The sequence below is a fragment of the Methanobrevibacter sp. UBA188 genome (assembly GCF_905234905.1).
Classification (GTDB): domain Archaea; phylum Methanobacteriota; class Methanobacteria; order Methanobacteriales; family Methanobacteriaceae; genus Methanocatella.
Genome location: NZ_CAJOJM010000020.1, coordinates 14632 through 32488 on the forward strand (window position 1 = coordinate 14632; position 17857 = coordinate 32488).

Genomic DNA, 17857 nt, shown 5'->3' on the forward strand with positions numbered 1-17857 from the left:
AGTTATATCTCCAAGTTAGTGAAATTCTTTAAAATTTTAAGTCCTGCTTTACCGCTTTTTTCTGGATGGAATTGTGTTGAAAATAAATTATTTTGGCTTAAAGATGCAACAACATCTCCACCATAATCACAGGTTCCCGCAATGATATCTTCATCATCAGGAACAACATGATAAGAATGAACAAAATAAAAGAATTCTTTATCTATACCTTCCAAAATAGGTGAATCATTACACACGTCAAGTTTGTTCCAGCCCATATGAGGTATTTTTACGCCTTCAGGTAATTTTTCCACAATTCCTTTAAATAAGTCCAGGCCATTAATGCCTGGAGTTTCTTCACTTGTACTCATCAATACCTGTTGGCCGAGACATATTCCTAAAAATGGTTTATTTGCATCAACATGCTCGTATATTACATCTTTAAATGATTCCAAATTTTCCATAGCGCTTCCAAATGCTCCGACTCCAGGTAAAACCAAATAATCGCTATCTGCAATAACATCCTTATCATCAGTGATTTGATATTCTACACCAATTTTTTTAAATCCATTGGAAATGCTCTTTAAGTTTCCGCTTTTATAATCTATTATCGTAATCATTCGTCCAACCACCCAATAGCTGATCTAATCATTCCACCAAAGTCTGAAAAGACAATTTCATCAGTGCCTAATGTTTTTGAATGTGCATCCAATTCGGCTACAACATGAGTATAGCCTAATTCCCTAAGAGGTTCAACCAAACGTGGCCCATCTGTTACTGCAACGGATTCAACATCAAAATCTTCAATTGGAAATGCGTGAGGAACACCAAACACTACAATTAAATCCAAATCCTTGTCTTTAAGATATTCTGATGCCGCATCAGCAGTAATCGGATATTCATCAAGACCACCAGTGATAAAATCAGGTTCAATATCCAATTGATTTTTAATATTTACAGCATGCTGTCTGATTCTAGGCAAACCAATATTCTCATCCAGATTAGCTACAAAAATAGGCTTATTATCAGGATTAATCTGCATATAGTCAAAATTTACAATATCTGCAAACAGGTATGATGTTTCTTTTTTAACATTGAGAACAAATGCTACTTTTTTGCCATCCTTTAAAGCATTAACCACAGTTTTTGCAACTGATTCCTTTGAATCTCCAAAGTTAGGCTTAATGTATTTTCCTTTAGCCATTCCACGAGTTTTTTCAACTTCTGTTGCCTTTTCAAGCATTTCTATTTGTCTGTCAGCTTCTTCTCTTGGAATTACGCCACATTCGACAGCTGCATCCAATACCATAATTGCTCCAACAGTATTGTCACCCTCACCGGATCCTCCGTGAGATTCAACAGGTATTACAGTACATGGCAAATCCGCATTGGCGATTGCATCTTTTAAATCTTCACCAATAATCATACTGGCACATGTTCCGGCAATTCCCATCAATTTCGGTTTAAACAAATCATAAGCTTCTGTCAATGTTTCAACTAACTTTTCACCGGCACCTAAAATAAAATCATTTTCAGACATTCCAGTAGTTACTACACGAACCCCATCACTTTCTAAAAGTCTTGCTGTCCTAAAACAGCACCCGGTAGGTCCATGCATAACTATAACATCAACGTTCATATCTCTTAAGGTATAAAGAGTGGCTGCAATTGGACTTGGTCTCGGATGTATAATTTTTATCACCTATCAAATTAATAAGTAAATATTTTAAATTCTTAGTTAATATAATTAATTAGGGAGATTGTAGTATGAAACTTGACAAAGAAATTTTAGAGGAAAAAATCAGAGAGTACAGAACTTTTAAAAGCTGCTCAGAATCAACCTTAATAGGGCTTTGTGAAACTGCCGAAGCAGACATTACACCTCAAGAAATGACAAAATTAGCCTGCGGATTTGCAGGAGGAATGGGTGGAACATTTGATGAAGGAACCTGCGGTGCAGTTACCGGTGCCTTAATTGCAAATGGAATACTTAATGATGACCCATCAGAAATTAAAGCCAATGCAAAAGAAATATTCAATGCATTTAAAGAGGAATATGGGACAGTTCGCTGTGACATCATAAGCAAAAACGGAGAAGACAAGTCCCCTTGCGTTGACTGCTGTGTTTTTATCGCAAATAAAGTGGCTGATTTATTGGACGATTAAAAAAATAGATTTATATGATTTTCAAAACGGAATTTGACGAAGAAAGGAAAACATGTGAAAACCCTACCCATATTGAAGATAAAATCAGCGACCCTACACTGATTGAAATAGACAGACTGTTTGGAGCCGCAGATGTCTTAAGCATAAAATATGCCCAAAAACATTACAACAAGGTTCGCAATATCTCCATTATTGCACCTCTTATTGTATTCTTATTTCTTCTTTATGATGAAGCAGAACTTCACCTCCTTATTTTCGCAGTTCTGCTGTTAATTATAATACTATATTTAATTTATCGAAAAGCCAACAATGAAAATGTCCACGACAAATACCTTGAATATCGGGTTCTTGCAGAATCACTTCGTGTCCAATATTTCATTTCAAAAGCAGGAATAAAGGAAAATGTAAAAAATATTTTACCATGGCTTACTAAAATTCGAATCCCATTGGTAAAAAATGTCCTTTCAGAAATACCTACAGAGACAAATAAAAAAGAACCCATCATAAATTGTTGGATTAGAGACCAAATGAAATACCATGATGAAGCACACAAAAGGGCATTAGCTCAAAAGAAAAGAAATGACCGTTATGAAAAAATTTCACTAATTGCAACAATTTTCTTTTATGCAATTACACTGGGTTTTGAAGTTTGGATGATGCACTCATCCCCATTTGATCCTGTGACTGCAAATTGGATTCGTGCAGCATTGAAAATTGGGGTCGGAACTTCATCTGCAATCACAATATTTTTAGCAAATTACTATGGGAAGATGTCCCTATCCAGTAAAATCGATGAGCATTTAAGAATGCACTGGCTGTATAACACCGTTGAATATGAAGTCATGGAAAGAAAAGAAGAAGATGAGGAACTGATTATACATTTGGCAAGAGAATTTCTAATTGAAAATGCCATCTGGTATTCACATCAAAAGAAAAACAAACCGGATTTTGCCGTTGAATGATAAAAAAATATAGGAAGATTAATTTAAAACCGATTTTAACTTTCTTATAGTGTATCTTGCATAAGTGAAGTTTAAAATAGATGCTATAATCCTACCAACAGCAAGACCTACCCAGATACCTGTTAAACCCCAATTCAACACTATTCCAAACAGGTAAGTGAAACCTACAGTGAAAACCAACTCCCTTATTATTGTCCAGGCCAAACTTGTTGTACCTCGACCAATTCCCTGGTAAAAGAAGCTTGATGGCATTCCAATTCCAACCAATAACAAACCGAATGATGCAATTCTTAAAAAGCTTGTAATTTCCGGAATTAATGGAGCGGTTTCGGGAGTATATGCAAAAATCATAGACAACTGCGGTGCAAAAATTACCAGGATAAGCAAAATAACAATTGAAACCAGCATTGCAAATTTGGTTCCATAAGTGTGAGTTCTTGAGAGATAATCCCAATTTCTAGCACCAAAAGCACTTCCACTAACTGCCGCAACCGCACTGGCAATAGCTGTCAAAGGCATAATACCAAACAGATATAATCTTTGACCTGATGTGAATGCTGCAATACCATATTCACCACCAACAGATGAAATAAACATCAAATAGAAACTCATTGCTATTGACATTACAAACATATCCAAAGAAGCTGGAATACCAACCTTTAAAATGTCTCGTGCGATTTCTGAATCGAATTTGAATCCTTTAAAAGTGACATTGACGTAGGTATCTTTTTTTATTAAAATCCAGTATATAATAACAATTGCAGCACCCAATGAACTTACAATGGTTGCAAGAGAGGCTCCGGCTGAGCCTAAATTTAAGACATATATGAAAATCGGGTCCAAAATAAAGTTTAGAGCAACTGACACAATCATGGCATACATTGCCCTTTTCATGTCACCTTCACCACGAAGAATGCCACTTCCACCATTCGCAAACATAAAAGCAAATAAACCTAAAAACATCGGAGTTCCGTATTTTAATGCTTCAGTCAATGACTGGCCACTGGCACCATAGGTTTTAAGCACAGGTTCTTGAATTATAAGCAATGTTAGCGTCAATACAATGGAAGCTGCTAAAAATATTAAAAGAGAATGAGCTGCGGATTTACTGGCCCTTTCACGATTTTTTGCACCGACAGAACGGGAAATACTACTTGTTGCACCATTTCCAAGCCCAACACTAAAACCGTTTAAAATCATGAAAATCGGTGTTACAAAACCAATACCTGCAATAGCTGCCTGACCAAGTCCAGCAACCCAAATACCGTCAACAATATTATAGGATGCTGTTAAAAGCATTGAAATCATTATAGGAATAGCCAGTTTTCTAACAGCAATTTCAGGTTCGCCCCTCATTAATTCAACATTTTTATTAGACATATCTATCAATTAAATGTATAATCTTTATATAATATAAGTATTAATTGAATCACAAAATACCTCATTAAAGACGAACATTGAAAATTTAGTCAGAATTCCAATTGCTCTGCAATGCACATCTTACAGACCGCATTAGGAGACTCCAAATTAGCATCCTTTACAGGGCAATAGAATTTTCCGTCTTTTTCTTCAACATATAACGATCCAGGGAAAGGAGTTCCCACAGGATGAATAGGCTCTTCTAGAATAAAAGTAGTGTAAATAGAAATGATTCCATAGATTAACGGAAATTTTGTCTTGGACGTTACTGATTCATTAATATGATATGACTTTAAAGTAGCTATTGCATCAATAAACTCCTCCTTATCAATATCATGTTCATATGTGTTATTGTCACTGTGAACATCCTTGATACGACCTAAAAAATATTTAACATAAACTGCATGACTTTTATGCTTATAGTTTTCCTGAACATATTTGCTTTCTTCAATCATTTCTGCATTAACAGCCATCAAGTCAAATACCGAAATATTAGATGAATATTCCTTCAAAATATCCAATACAGAGTTTGTTGAAATGCTTTCTTCATTTGAAACAACATTCGAAAAATCATCGTACATGTTTAATGAATCGTTCATGAACTACAATATACCGGATTTGATTAAAATATTTTTCTAATTTAAAATTACATTCATTATCAATAGAATAACCAGTAAAATAACATTTAAAACAGTAAATATTATTAAATATCTGATTTTAAATTCATTATACTCCTTGACAAGAATTTTGTAAGAGATTAGATTCGCCATAGATGCTATAAGAGTTCCAAGGCCACCAATATTAATTCCAATGATAATTGCATCATAATTAGTGCTGAAACCACTTAGCAACATTGCGGCAGGGACATTTGAAATGACTTGAGACAATACAACTCCACAGACTACTTCATTTCCGGCAATCCACCTTTCAAAAAGGGATGTGAAAAACGGAATATTTTCCAAGTTTCCGATAAGTACAAAAAGAGCGATGAAAGTTAAAAGCAGATAATAATCGACACCGAGAAAAACTCTTTTAAAAAAATTGTCATAGTTTTTGTCAACTTTACTTAATTTCGGCAATGTAATATCATCTCTAGGAACAAAAAATAAGACAACAATCAAAAATAAAACAGATACTGTGACATAAGGCAGCAGCAAAATGAAAAATGATTCAAAAGGAATTTTAGACACCGTATACATTACAATATTGTGAGGAGCACCTATCGGAAGAACCATGCACCCGACATTTGCAGCAATAGTTTGCAAAGAAACAGTAAGTATTGTCAAATCAACCCTTTCCACTTTTTTTAAGGCCAATATTGTGAAAGGTATGAAAATAATTAAAGAAACATCATTGGTGATAAATATTGAGCTAAAAAATACAATGAAAACTAAAATGAAAAGCAGACTATACGTATTTCCAATTCTAACCAATAATTTACGAACCAATATTTCAAAAATAGCCAAATTTTTTAAAATTTCAACAACAACCATGATTGCAAAAAGCAAAATGATTGTATCCCAATTAATATAGTTTAAATAATTAACGCTCGGTTTAACAAAAAAACAAGAGATTATAGCCAATATTAATGATATGGAAAATACCGTTTCATTTTTAAAGAAATCCATTAATTTAGCCATAATATCATTTTATCAAAAATTAATCTGCATCTTCATCCAATGTTTCCAAAAGGAAACTTACAGGCCTGAAACCATCATTGCATGATATCATTGCGGATTTTTTATTTTTCATCCATCCTCCATAAAAATCACTGGCGCCATTTGCCAGTCCCATTACAAATGGTGAAAGACTTTCCCATGCACTATCGCAGAAATTATCCGGTTTTTGCCAACCGTTTGCAATGAAAACATCCCCTTCCTCCACATCGCATTCATGTTCAAGAGGATTTTCGTATTTTTCAATCAAATCATCATGTCTGACTTTTCTCATGACAGTTATTTTAACTTTCTTCATTTTAATACCACCAAATCGCTTTTTTCATATTTATTATGGCCTTTAAGACTTTTTTTATATTTCCAACATGCAATTGCATCTTCAAGAGATTTATCATTGTTATCTTCAAAAAAATCCCTTATGTATTGATTATATTGAAACTGTTTACCTATTTCTGTTTTTTCTTTTGAATTTTGGATTTCATGATATGCATCTATAGCATCACGATAGGTTTTATCCGGATTGGCTTTCAACCATTTTTGGAATTTTACATTGAATTTAAAACTATTTCCAATTTCATTTTTAAAAAATTCTCTTTTATCTTCACTGCATTTGAAATTTTCGCCTAATTTTGCATCTAATGAAATTTTAGACAATATTTTGCAAGATTTTTTATTAAAAACAGGTTCTGTTAATTCATCCCCAGTTTCCAAGTAATGGACTATCCTTTTTTCCAAATCCTGTTTATTACCACTGACTTTCAGACCTTCACGCCTGCAGAAATCTTTTAATTCTTCTTTTAAAAAATAGTACTCAAAAAATTCATCTGCTTTTAAATCTTTAGTCAATTTAACCATAAAAATCCTAAAATAAAAAAAGTAGAGGGATTAACCCCTTGTAATAATACTGATAATATCGCCGTCTTTCAGTTCATAGTCACTGGCAATGCGCATCTTTGATCTTGCATCAACAGCATGCATGAAGTTATCCCCAATATCAGTATGAACCAAATATGCAAGTTCACGTGGATTTGAACCATTTTTAAGCAATATTCCGTCCGGCAAAACATTACCTTTTTGGTCAGTGTATTTGTTTTCGTCCTGAACAGGATATACTACAATATTATCCAATAGCTCAAAAATACCATAGTTTAAAGCATCTTGAACTCCAGTGCTTCCATATTTATCCAAAATATTGGTTTGAATATAATCAAGAGCTTTCTTTTGATTGTCATTCAGTTCATCGGCTTTTAAAATTTCAAAATGGTCATCGCCAGAAACATAACTAATGAGACCTGCTTCTGATGCCTTTACCAATGCAATTTCAGATTCTGCTGATGTTGGAATTACATTCGGATATTTTTCTTTAATCCTTTTGATATTTTCTTCAGAAGTAGGCAGGTCAGCCTTGTTTGCAATAATCATCATTGGTTTTGCAATATGTAATATGTTTCTTGTTAGCTCGATTAAGTCTTCTTCTTCCCATTTATTATAGTCAGGTTCAATATTTCTTTTAGCTTCAATGATATCTTCAATAGCTATACCAGTTCCTGATAATTGGTCAAACAATACCTTTGCAATGTCTAAATGCTCGGCACCGACTTTTCTTATAAGCCTTACCCAATTTTTTGACAATATTCCATACATCCACATTACAATTTCATTTTCTAAAAAGTCCAAATCATCAAGAGGGTCATGACTTCCAGGGTCAACTGGATTACCTTCAAGATCAGTAGAACCAGAAGCATCAATAACATGTATGAATACTTTAGCCTGCATCAATTCATCTAAAAACTTATTACCTAATCCTTTTCCTTCATGAGCTCCAGGAACTAATCCTGCAACGTCAATTAATTCTATTGGAAGCAATCTTTTTCCGTCAATACAAATTGAATTGTGAGGATTGCATGTAACACCCAATTCTTTACATGGGCAATCTTTAATAACATGTGCAACAGCTTTATTGGCATCAATAGTTGTGAATGGATAATTAGCCATTTCTACACTTGAAGCAGTTGCTGAATTGAAAAAAGATGATTTCCCAACATTTGGTTTTCCACAAACTGCAATTTGAAGCATAATAATCACTTTCTCATTATAACATCTTAATGTATGTTTTTAAAATTATAAATAGTTTCATCACTCATATTATAATCAATGAAAGACGATGATATTGAACGACCACAAGCAATGAAAATTCGCCAAGGTATTCAAGATGCAATAACTTATTCACTGCCAGACAAGAAGTTTAATGAAAATAAAATTGATTTGGTTGAACTTGATATTGAATTAAACAATTTGGGTTGGAATTTTCATAATTTTAGAATTTTAAACTTAACTGACATCCATTTGGGACAATGGATTAATCCGGAATATTTAGATGAACTTGTTGATTACGTCAACACATTAAATATTGATTTGATTACATTGACAGGAGATTATTTTTCTTATGTGGTGGATGACTATGAAAAATCACTGGAAAAATCATTTAAGAAACTAGATGCCGAATATGGTAAGTTTGGTGTTTTGGGAAATCATGACCATTGGATGGGTGCAGATAAGGTTAGAACAATCTTCAAAAATTCAAATATTATCGATTTGAGCAATGATGTGTATACACTTCAAAAAGGAGATGACTATCTAAATCTGGCAGGTGTAGACAGTTGCACTGTCTGTGCAGATGATTTGGACAAGGTATTGGAAAAACTTCCTGAAAACATTCCAAGCATACTGCTTGCCCATGAACCTGATTTTGCAAATGAATCTTCAAAAACCAATCGATTTGACCTTCAGATTTCAGGACATTCACATGGAGGACAATTCATTATTCCAAAAGTTGAAACAACACCTTTCAGAGGTCCAAACTCAACAAAATATCCTGTTGGACTTTACAAAATTGGAAATATGACACAGTACACAAGCAAAGGTTTAGGAACCAATTCATTTAGAATCAGAATAAACTGTAAACCAGAGATTACCATAATAACTCTAAAAACTAAAAATAGACAGCAAATAAAAATTGAATAATTGAAGGTTAAATTCTTGAAAGCCAATAATCAAGAATATCTTCAACATTTTCATCAAAACTAATTGTTTTTTCTTTATTTTGAGGAATTGCATCTGAATAATCCTTATTTAATCTTATTAATGTTGCATCAGAATTGTCATAAGTCATTTGTTCAAATGGATATCTTATAATGCTCGGAGTATTGAAACCAACACCAATTTCGAGAAAAACAATTTTTCCATCAACCTCCGTAAGGAAATTTGAATAATTTCTGTTCATTTCATGCCATTTTTCATCTTCAACAAAAAAATTATCTTTTCTTAAGTTCAAATCCATTTCTCCACCACAAACCGGACATTTCGGGATCAGTTCAGAAGGTATCTTAAAATCTTCAGTTTTATCCATCCATTCGAAAATCTGCTCTTTATTCGGATATAACTTATTATGGCATGCCTTTTCACATTGAAGTAGCCCGTAATCGCCCTGAGTTGCAAATATCCTTTCATCTTCAAAGCCATTTATCCAAAACTGTGATTCAACATTGGTTGTTAGGACAAAATAATCCTTATCTTCAACTAATTTCAACAGTTTTTGATAGACATCGGTTTTTCCAACATCATACCTATTTGCAAAAACATGACGTGCCCAATAAGCCCATTTCTCTTCAGATGTTTTAAATGGATAAAATCCTGATGAGTACATGTCTGTGAAATTATATTTTTCAATGAAATCCTTAAAATACCTTTCAAATCTCTCGCCAGTATATTCAATTCCAGCCGCAGTTGACAAACCTGCTCCCGCTCCAATCAATACATAATCTGATTCATCAATAGCTTTTTTAGCCTTATCCAATCTTAAAACAAATTTATCCATTATCATCACCAAACAATAGTTCTTTATAAACCAGATAACTTTCATCATCAAATACATTGAAAATTACATGCTTTAATGAGGTTTCATTATCTTTTAAATATTTTTCAACAGTTTCAACTGCAATCTGGGCTGCCAATTTCTGTGGAAAGTTAAATACCCCTGTTGAAATGCAGCAAAATGCAATAGAGTCCAATTCATGATTGCTTGCAATATCCAAACATGATTTATAACAGCTAGCCAAAAGAGCTTTATCCCTGTTGGATGGTTTTGATCCTTGAGGAATCGCCGGTCCCACTGTGTGAATGACATACTTGGATGGAAGATTATATGCACCAGTGATTTTTGCCTTTCCAATTTCTTCATCGCTTTGTTGTCTTTGCATTATCTCATTGCATTCTTGCCTTAACTGCAAGCCCGCCGCCGAGTGAATTACATTATCAATGCAATTATGATGAGGGATAAAACAGCCCAACAGCTTTGAATTTGCAGCATTGACAATAGCATCTACCTTTAAAGTTACAATATCTCCCTGCCACAACATGATTTTATCTTTAACATCATCAATATTATCAATTGATGTTAAATCCTTATTTAATGTTTCATAAGTTAAAAATTCATCCTGAACATTTAAAAACTCTTCAGATAGTTCCATCGGCAATCTTACATTCATCAATGCGCGAAGCAAAGATCTTTTTGAATAATAATCATCAGGAACATCAATATTTTCTCCACGTTCGTCAATCAGGTAGTTGACCAAGTAATCCAACTGCTCTTCTGTGTTAATTCTAATCCCTCCCAAATTCGTTAATAATAATTTAATTTAGGTATTTAAATGATTTTTGTAACTTTTAGGAAACCCGGTGAGAAAAAAGTAACCTTTTATATAATAATTTAATCAATTTTTAATTATGAACACCGAAAGAATAGTTTGTCCTGTGGATAGAACACTAAATCTCATTAGCAAGAAATGGAGCATCCAAATTATTCGGGACATGTTTTTTGGAAAAAAGCATTTTAAAGAATTTAAAGAAGATAAACCCAAATTGAGCAATAAAGTATTATCCAACTGCTTGAAAGAATTGGAAGAAAATGGGTTAATTGAAAAAAAGGTTTTAAATACCACACCCGTTACCACAGAATATTATCTAACCGAATATGGAAAATCCATGAATAGAATCGTTTACGAATTAGCAATGTTTACCCTGAATGACGATGATGACAATAGCTATTCTGAAGAAACTAAAAATGAATTAAAAAATAACTTTAAACATACATTAAAAATTGATGATTAAAATGACTGGCAAAATTTATATTGTTGGAATAGGCCCCGGTTCAAGCGAATATTTAACAAAAAAGGCAATCGATACTGTTAAAACATCAGATTACACCGTTGGAAGTACAAGAGCAATAGAGCTGTTTGATGACGTTAACAATAAAATTGCATTCAATGTAAAAGACTTGCTGGATAAGTTAGAGGAAGGTGTTCAATTGGCTTTGGATGGCAACACCGTTTCAATATTGTCAACCGGTGATCCGGGTTTTTCAGGTGTCCTAAACACCGTTTTGAGAATTTCGGCCGAAAAAGGATTTGGCAAAGAAAACATTGAAGTTGTTCCTGGAATCAGTTCACTTCAGCTGGCCGCTGCAAAAAACCATATCCAATGGGACAATGCGAATGTGATGACATTTCATGGGCGAGAGAATATAGAAGAGATCCTACCAGTCATAAATAATGGAAAAACCACTATTGCACTCCCCTCTAGAAAAGTGAAAGACATGGCTCAATTTTTACTGGACAATGGAGTTAGCGAAGATAGAAAAGTTGTGGTCTGTGAGAGATTAAGTTATCCGAACGAAAGAATTGTCGAGTCAACATTGAAAGATATTGCTCAAAGTGAATTTACATATATGTGCATTATGATTATCAAATAGGATTATTTATCCTTAAAAACCATTTTAAAAGTCATTTACTATTTGTTTTAAGTATTAAAGCATTTATATTCTAGAAATCATACTTTGATTGTTAATTTTAAAAAAATTAGCAACAAGGTAGATACTATGAATAAAAAAATAAACACTATTTTTTTCATTTTCTTATTTATTTTTTTAATATCTGCAGTTTCTGCTGCAACAAGTGAAAACAACACAATAAGTGTTGACAATAACCCAGATTCATCAAAAATAAGTGTTGAAAATGAAAATACCGAAACATTAACTGTAGAAGATAATGACAAGATAAAAAGTGAAACATTAACCTCGAAAAATAGCGAAGATACGCTAAGTGTTAGTCAAACTACAGCAAAGACATCGAATGTTGTTAAAAAAAAGACCACATTAACAGCACCTGATGTAAAAATGTATTATAAAGATGGAACCAAGTTTACGGCAACATTAACATATGGCAAAAAAGTAATCCAAAATGCGAAAATTAAAATTCAAATTAACGGCCAGACATACACAAAAACAACAGACAGCAAGGGAAAAGTATCTATAAATCTTAACTTAAACAGCGGAAGTTATACTGTATTAAGTACATGCAGCGGCAATAGCGAATTTGAAGGAAGCACTGCAAAAAGCACAATCACAATAAAAAGCACAGTAAAATCAAGCGATTTGACAAAATACTATAAAAATACAAAAGCATATTATTCCACCTTTTATGACATAAAAGGAAAATTATTAAAAAATATTGCTGTTAAATTTAAACTAAACAGCAAAACATATTCTGTTAAAACAAATTCAAAGGGTGTTGGAAAATTATCCATAAATTTAAACCCTGGAAAATACAGCATCAGTTCCGTCAATCCAAAGACATCTGAAACAATTTCAAAAACCATCACGATTAAATCATTGATTGAAACAAAGGATTTGACAATGAACGAAGGAAATATAGGTAAATTTAGCGTTAAAATTCTGAACAGCAATGGAAAGGCATCACCAAATAAAAAAGTAACACTAAAAGTAAATGGGAAAAGTTATACAAAAACAACAGATAAAAATGGAATTGCAACCCTTCCGATTTCACTGGGAGCGGGAAGATATACAATAACAACAGAATATGATGGACTAAAATCTACAAACCAGATAACCGTCAACAAATTAATAAAACATAGCGAATTTACGCATACATTTAAAATTCCAAACCATGTTAATGTGACAATGCCCTACGTGTTTCATAATTCTGTATATTCTCTCAAAACTGGGACTGACGGCATAATAAAATTACCAAAATATCAATATTTTGTAATACAAGTCGGTTCCAGCACATATAAATTTACTACTGGTCAAATCAGCGGATATGATGCCACAAATCTTGGTTATAAAACCTATTTAATTCCATTTGACAACAGCGGCGTAAAAAGTGATTTGAATAAAAATAATCTAAAAGGAAATGGAATTTTAATATATGACTCTGGAAAATTTACTGAAATTGAATACAGAGACACAACAAGCGACAATGTGGAAATGTTTGGAATATATGCAGATAAGGGAATTGACGGCTTTGAAACATTAACGTACACAAAAAACGATAAGGTAACCGCAAAAGTGAATTTCAAAACACTTTCATTTGATGAGATGGGCTTAAAATATAGCCTGTCAAAGTTTTACGGTAAAACCATCTACAACTTAAACTACAACGACATAGACGAAAATAGTGTAAAATTTGCAAATACCTTAAAACCTGTTGAATTCAGCTTGTTTGGAAGTTATGTAGTAGGATATATTTCAAAGGAAGAAGTAATCACATCATTCAACATCAATAAAAAGGAAGCCCTTGAAAAAATTGAAACTATAAGCTATGGACTCAGCGAAAAATACCGCAAGAACTATGGCTTTGAAGTTTTGCAGTCATACACAATAGTCAATGAGAGAATTACGCAAAAGATTCTTGAAAGCTGGATCAATGCAAATTCAAATTATATAACAAAATTTGGATTAATGAACTTATATGGGATGCATTTAGCTTCACTTGAAACCGCCTGGCTTGCAGATGAGTTAGCAGACAAATATGCAAAAGATTTTAATGTCAATTGGAAACGTGGAAATGCCCTGACAATTCTAGGCGGAATAAATCTTGACGATACATACCTGCATATTTTAAATGCAGATATGGGAATGGATGTTAACGGAGAAGAAAATAATGTCATGCTGTTTAGATTAATAAATTCAATGAATCTGCCTAATCTGGAAGACTATTCCATTTCAAAAGTTGCATGGAGATATATGGACAATACGACAAATTCTCTAGACAACGTTTTAAACGCCATGGCAAACGGTAGCTTCAGCATAACACAACTTGGCGAAATGATTTATATATTTACAGAAGACGATACCTCTGCAATCATCCTCAACACCACCAACGGAGTATCTGACGTGATTGTAACTCACTCCAATACAACATACAAAGGTTCAGCAATTCCGACAAGTGGAGATTGTTGCGGGGTTTTAACAATTCCTAAAGACATAATTTCCGGAATTAGAGATACAATGGATAAATTTTATAAAGGAATAGACGATTTAATAGGTAATGCAAAACCTTTAAGTCAAATGCTTTATGTTGGAGTTAAATTTGTTTTGGATAAATTACTGACTGGCGCACCGGCAGTATGCATGGGATTATTTTCGACAATGATAATCGTTCAAAATGTCGGGACAACATTAAGAGATGAAGTTATAAATAAAAAAGACTGGCATACGGCAATGGATTCATGTGCTTTTACAAGGCCAGGATATCTTCAAGGGAAAAAGGTCTTCAATATACCAAACAAAAATGGAGGTTATGATTATATTGAAGTAAAAATAAAAAATGACTTGACTTTGGATAGGAATAAAGCAGTATACATCAGCAATGGAAAAACCAAAAAGTTAACCAAATCAGAAACATATGAATATTTTGATGAAGAATATTGTCTGCCTATAAGTATGCCTGCCAAATATTGGGATAAAAGTTGGAATGGAGGTTAAAATGAGATTAATTGAAGAATTCAAAAAAGAAAGCACCATATTAAAGATATTAGATATAGCATTTATCATTTCATTAATCTATGAAATATTGACCTTTAACGGCATTATTATCTGCACAACAATACTTGGTATAATGGCAATAGTGAGATTTTATGAATGGTTTTCTAAAAAAGAGGAATGAAAGTTAAAATATTAATTTATTTTAACTTATTTTAATTTTTATAAGGCAATTGCTTCTTGTGCTACTTCATCATTGTCTTCGTCGTCATATAATATATGAGCCAACTTCAATAATTTTTCTTGACCTTTAACTTCGTCCTTGAACAATGGGACTTCAGCCACATGTTGATTAGGGAACTTTTGGTCAATTAAAGCCAAACGTTTTTGCTGCAATTTGTGTCTTGAATGGCAGAAATCACAATCGCAAATATCAGGCATTACCTGATTTACAATAACACTATCAACAGTAATGTCATATTTTCCAAGAGCTTCAAGTGCCCTTTCAGATTCATAAATAGACATTTCTTCAGGAATGACAACCATTTTAAATGTTGTCCTATCAGGATCAGCCAACACTTCTTTTGCCTTGTCAATTTCTTCCTTAGTTCTTTTTAAATCTTCGGAAGTTTGAGGGTCATCAACAGCATCCATAAACGGCATTATTTTCTTTAAAGCATTAGTTGCTCCGCCCAATTTTGCTTTAAGCATCATCATTTTACCAACCCATGAATCCATAACTTCAGGGAAGGACAATAATCTTAAAGTGTGTCCAGTTGGTGCTGTATCAAAAACGACAACATCATATTCATCAGAATTCATTACAGCCATAAACATTTCAAATGCAGCAGCCTCATCAGCACCAGGTGAAGATGATGCCATGTCCAATTGGTCAGATAAAAAGTCCATTCCCAAAAGTCCTCCAGAATCATCAGGATTTGCTGCCTTTTGAGCATCCAATTGTGCTTGCTTTTGAGCCATTGCCACATCAGGGTCAATTTCAACTGCAAATAAATTTGTTTTGATTTCTCTTGGATAACTGCCAATCGGCACTTCAAGAGAATCAGATAAAGAATGAGCAGGATCTGTTGATACAATTAAAGTCTTTTTACCTTGTTCAGCTAGCCATAATGCTGTAGCGGAAGAAACAGAAGTTTTTCCAACTCCTCCTTTTCCACCAATGAAAATGAATGTTGTTTTATCTTTGTTAAATTTGAAATAATCTTTAAAAGCCATGAAAATTTGCCTCCGTAATAAAGTTACTTTTGGTTACTAAATGTTATTTTAATTTTCATAGTATATAAATATACTTATTTTTGCAATATTACAATCACGAATCTTTCAAAAAAATCTCCTTTTTACATGAATCATGAAATTAATCGAAAGAATTATAAAATATCTTTTCCAAATTCCTGAAATTAAATTATACTTATTAATATTGCTTTGATTTACAATCATTTTTTCACTGTTCGGCTTGAAATCATCCAAAAAAAAGAGGTAATTATATGAATTTTCAATTAGTTATCTTGAGTAATCTTATGAATTTCAAATGGGTAATTTAGATTTGCCTATTATCATTAGAGTATTAATGCATGAAATTGATAATTGCAAAAACTATGTAACTTAGACATACAGAAATTAATTGTAGAAATATATTGATCGAATTATCAAATTAAAAAATAGTAATATTCTCATTAAACCAAATGAAATTAGAATAAATTTCTTCATACCATCAATTCTTTTTAGTTGAAAGGCACGGTTCTTAAAAAAAAGTTTCAAATTAATGTCCTATTGTAGAGAAAAATCTCTACAATATCCCGTATTAGACATTAATAATACATTTTTGCGTCTTAATAGAGGTTTACTTAAAAGTAAATCTCTTGTATTATACTATTATTAAATAAAATATATAAACTTAACTAATTTTAAAAAATAGACAATTAAATAGTGGCTATCTTAGGGAAAAGGCCTCACGAAAACATTAGTTTTCAAAGCCCTTCATTGACTTGTTTATATTTAATTGCCATTGATGAGGTGAAAATTTGAGTCCTTATCTTCTACCTTTTATCAGAACCATTATCATCATGATATTAAGACAGTATGATCCTATGAGGAAGATGATTAACTCCACTTTTTCCACCTCCATTCAGACGCATGGAAAGAACACCAGAATAGCCATACGGTGAAACTACCCTAATTAATAAATAAACACAGAATCTAATGAATATTTTCATGTTTATTCACCTCTTTCCAAAATGTTTTATAGTTTGAGGCCTTTCAAGAGGACATATATGTGTTATAAATTATTTAAGGCTTGTTGAAGCCATTGTGTAAAATTGTAGTGAGAAAAACAGCATATATAAAATTTACTATGCAAAAAAATTGACAAAAAGTTAGCCCTTATTGCAAGATTCCTCCCCCTCTTAAAGAATCATATCTAAAAATTGTTTTAAGTTTGTAATATTGTATTCAAAAGCTAAAATTATCCTAAAATCAAAGAAAAATTATTTATATTGATTTTTATAGATTCTTATTTAATTTTAGAAATATTTTATCATATTAGTATAATTTATTATACCAGTAAATGGATTTTATCCGATTTAAATTTTTATTTAAATCCAGACAAATTATATATTAACACCATACTTAATTCGTGACTTGACGAATAATATGAATTTGACTTGATGATTATTTTTCAAAAATTAAACAAAACACTTCAATTATAAAATAAGCATTTAAATCACTTTAAATGAAAAAGAATCTATTTGATGATTATAGTTGATGATAGAAAAATCGCCCACAGAAAGTGATAGTTT

At 32.5% G+C, this 17857-nt stretch carries 18 protein-coding genes; 7 read left to right on the top strand and 11 right to left on the bottom strand.

The window, feature by feature from the left end; all coding sequences use genetic code 11:
* Positions 1 to 2: 2 nt before the first annotated feature.
* The gene (gene hisH / locus QZ143_RS05585) at positions 3 to 599 is read right to left on the bottom strand and encodes an imidazole glycerol phosphate synthase subunit HisH (protein ID WP_292882020.1); all 597 of its coding nucleotides are present in this window, start codon (positions 597 to 599) and stop codon (positions 3 to 5) included.
* On the bottom strand, positions 596 to 1669 hold the full coding sequence (gene cfbD, locus QZ143_RS05590; protein ID WP_292882066.1) for a Ni-sirohydrochlorin a,c-diamide reductive cyclase catalytic subunit: 1074 nt from the start codon (positions 1667 to 1669) through the stop codon (positions 596 to 598). The genes hisH and cfbD overlap by 4 nt, the downstream gene beginning before the upstream one ends.
* Positions 1670 to 1746: 77 nt before the next feature.
* On the opposite strand from cfbD, the gene QZ143_RS05595 reads away from it, so the two are divergent.
* Together QZ143_RS05595 and QZ143_RS05600 are read left to right on the top strand one after the other, a co-directional pair.
* Complete coding sequence (locus tag QZ143_RS05595; protein WP_292882023.1) at positions 1747 to 2145, top strand: C-GCAxxG-C-C family protein; 399 nt, start codon at positions 1747 to 1749, stop codon at positions 2143 to 2145.
* A 14-nt stretch (positions 2146 to 2159) separates the two neighbouring features.
* Positions 2160 to 3107 (top strand): hypothetical protein, encoded by a 948-nt coding sequence (locus QZ143_RS05600; protein ID WP_292882026.1) that lies wholly within the window; start codon positions 2160 to 2162, stop codon positions 3105 to 3107.
* Positions 3108 to 3125: 18 nt separating this feature from the next.
* Here the strand turns inward: QZ143_RS05600 and QZ143_RS05605 are convergent, their stop codons facing one another.
* The 6 genes from QZ143_RS05605 to QZ143_RS05630 all read right to left on the bottom strand — a co-directional run bounded on the left by QZ143_RS05605 (position 3126) and on the right by QZ143_RS05630 (position 8278).
* Complete coding sequence (locus QZ143_RS05605; protein WP_292882028.1) at positions 3126 to 4487, bottom strand: MATE family efflux transporter; 1362 nt, start codon at positions 4485 to 4487, stop codon at positions 3126 to 3128.
* Positions 4488 to 4576: 89 nt separating this feature from the next.
* Positions 4577 to 5125, bottom strand: a complete 549-nt coding sequence (locus QZ143_RS05610; protein WP_292607898.1) for a DUF2115 domain-containing protein — start codon at positions 5123 to 5125, stop codon at positions 4577 to 4579.
* A 36-nt stretch (positions 5126 to 5161) separates the two neighbouring features.
* On the bottom strand, positions 5162 to 6166 hold the full coding sequence (locus QZ143_RS05615; protein ID WP_292882031.1) for an SLC13 family permease: 1005 nt from the start codon (positions 6164 to 6166) through the stop codon (positions 5162 to 5164).
* A 19-nt stretch (positions 6167 to 6185) separates the two neighbouring features.
* Positions 6186 to 6500 (bottom strand): TIGR04076 family protein, encoded by a 315-nt coding sequence (locus QZ143_RS05620; RefSeq protein WP_292882034.1) that lies wholly within the window; start codon positions 6498 to 6500, stop codon positions 6186 to 6188.
* Positions 6497 to 7057 (bottom strand): DUF6434 domain-containing protein, encoded by a 561-nt coding sequence (locus tag QZ143_RS05625; RefSeq protein WP_292882037.1) that lies wholly within the window; start codon positions 7055 to 7057, stop codon positions 6497 to 6499. Before QZ143_RS05625 ends, QZ143_RS05620 begins: the two co-directional genes overlap by 4 nt.
* A gap of 30 nt (positions 7058 to 7087) precedes the next feature.
* Positions 7088 to 8278 carry a redox-regulated ATPase YchF gene (locus QZ143_RS05630; protein ID WP_292882039.1) on the bottom strand — a complete coding sequence of 397 codons (1191 nt, stop codon included), beginning with the start codon at positions 8276 to 8278 and terminating at the stop codon, positions 7088 to 7090.
* Positions 8279 to 8356: 78 nt separating this feature from the next.
* On the opposite strand from QZ143_RS05630, the gene QZ143_RS05635 reads away from it, so the two are divergent.
* Positions 8357 to 9226, top strand: a complete 870-nt coding sequence (locus tag QZ143_RS05635; protein WP_292882042.1) for a metallophosphoesterase — start codon at positions 8357 to 8359, stop codon at positions 9224 to 9226.
* A 7-nt stretch (positions 9227 to 9233) separates the two neighbouring features.
* Here QZ143_RS05635 and QZ143_RS05640 read toward each other — a convergent pair whose 3' ends face one another.
* Both QZ143_RS05640 and QZ143_RS05645 read right to left on the bottom strand, forming a co-directional pair.
* Positions 9234 to 10079, bottom strand: a complete 846-nt coding sequence (locus tag QZ143_RS05640) for a hypothetical protein (protein WP_292882045.1) — start codon at positions 10077 to 10079, stop codon at positions 9234 to 9236.
* A complete protein-coding gene (locus tag QZ143_RS05645) occupies positions 10072 to 10878 on the bottom strand; it encodes a protein-ADP-ribose hydrolase (protein WP_292882047.1) in 807 nt (268 codons plus the stop codon). Before QZ143_RS05645 ends, QZ143_RS05640 begins: the two co-directional genes overlap by 8 nt.
* Positions 10879 to 10987: 109 nt before the next feature.
* On the opposite strand from QZ143_RS05645, the gene QZ143_RS05650 reads away from it, so the two are divergent.
* The 4 genes from QZ143_RS05650 (at position 10988) to QZ143_RS05665 (ending at position 15225) form a co-directional block, all read left to right on the top strand.
* Positions 10988 to 11371, top strand: a complete 384-nt coding sequence (locus tag QZ143_RS05650; protein WP_292882050.1) for a helix-turn-helix domain-containing protein — start codon at positions 10988 to 10990, stop codon at positions 11369 to 11371.
* Position 11372: 1 nt separating this feature from the next.
* Positions 11373 to 12011: a cobalt-precorrin-7 (C(5))-methyltransferase gene (locus QZ143_RS05655; protein WP_292882054.1), complete on the top strand. Its 639-nt coding sequence runs from the start codon at positions 11373 to 11375 to the stop codon at positions 12009 to 12011.
* Positions 12012 to 12137: 126 nt separating this feature from the next.
* Positions 12138 to 15044, top strand: coding sequence for a hypothetical protein (locus tag QZ143_RS05660; RefSeq protein ID WP_292882057.1), 2907 nt, complete (start codon positions 12138 to 12140; stop codon positions 15042 to 15044).
* Position 15045: 1 nt separating this feature from the next.
* On the top strand, positions 15046 to 15225 hold the full coding sequence (locus QZ143_RS05665; protein WP_292882060.1) for a hypothetical protein: 180 nt from the start codon (positions 15046 to 15048) through the stop codon (positions 15223 to 15225).
* 38 nt (positions 15226 to 15263) lie between these two features.
* Here the strand turns inward: QZ143_RS05665 and QZ143_RS05670 are convergent, their stop codons facing one another.
* Entirely contained in the window at positions 15264 to 16277 is a 1014-nt protein-coding gene (locus QZ143_RS05670) for an ArsA family ATPase (RefSeq protein ID WP_292882063.1), read from the bottom strand.
* Between the last annotated feature and the right edge of the window lie 1580 nt (positions 16278 to 17857).

Bases quoted from the DNA above. Each gene is read 5' to 3' on its own strand.
- QZ143_RS05620 (WP_292882034.1), bottom strand. From the start codon at position 6,500: ATGAAGAAAGTTAAAATAACTGTCATGAGAAAAGTCAGACATGATGAT.
- hisH (WP_292882020.1), bottom strand. From the start codon at position 599: ATGATTACGATAATAGATTATAAAAGCGGAAACTTAAAGAGCATTTCC.
- QZ143_RS05625 (WP_292882037.1), bottom strand. From the start codon at position 7,057: ATGGTTAAATTGACTAAAGATTTAAAAGCAGATGAATTTTTTGAGTAC.
- QZ143_RS05600 (WP_292882026.1), top strand. From the start codon at position 2,160: ATGATTTTCAAAACGGAATTTGACGAAGAAAGGAAAACATGTGAAAAC.
- QZ143_RS05660 (WP_292882057.1), top strand. From the start codon at position 12,138: ATGAATAAAAAAATAAACACTATTTTTTTCATTTTCTTATTTATTTTT.
- QZ143_RS05605 (WP_292882028.1), bottom strand. From the start codon at position 4,487: ATGTCTAATAAAAATGTTGAATTAATGAGGGGCGAACCTGAAATTGCT.
- QZ143_RS05670 (WP_292882063.1), bottom strand. From the start codon at position 16,277: ATGGCTTTTAAAGATTATTTCAAATTTAACAAAGATAAAACAACATTC.
- QZ143_RS05630 (WP_292882039.1), bottom strand. From the start codon at position 8,278: ATGCTTCAAATTGCAGTTTGTGGAAAACCAAATGTTGGGAAATCATCT.
- QZ143_RS05595 (WP_292882023.1), top strand. From the start codon at position 1,747: ATGAAACTTGACAAAGAAATTTTAGAGGAAAAAATCAGAGAGTACAGA.
- QZ143_RS05640 (WP_292882045.1), bottom strand. From the start codon at position 10,079: ATGGATAAATTTGTTTTAAGATTGGATAAGGCTAAAAAAGCTATTGAT.
- QZ143_RS05615 (WP_292882031.1), bottom strand. From the start codon at position 6,166: ATGGCTAAATTAATGGATTTCTTTAAAAATGAAACGGTATTTTCCATA.
- QZ143_RS05655 (WP_292882054.1), top strand. From the start codon at position 11,373: ATGACTGGCAAAATTTATATTGTTGGAATAGGCCCCGGTTCAAGCGAA.
- QZ143_RS05665 (WP_292882060.1), top strand. From the start codon at position 15,046: ATGAGATTAATTGAAGAATTCAAAAAAGAAAGCACCATATTAAAGATA.
- QZ143_RS05650 (WP_292882050.1), top strand. From the start codon at position 10,988: ATGAACACCGAAAGAATAGTTTGTCCTGTGGATAGAACACTAAATCTC.
- QZ143_RS05635 (WP_292882042.1), top strand. From the start codon at position 8,357: ATGAAAGACGATGATATTGAACGACCACAAGCAATGAAAATTCGCCAA.
- QZ143_RS05610 (WP_292607898.1), bottom strand. From the start codon at position 5,125: ATGAACGATTCATTAAACATGTACGATGATTTTTCGAATGTTGTTTCA.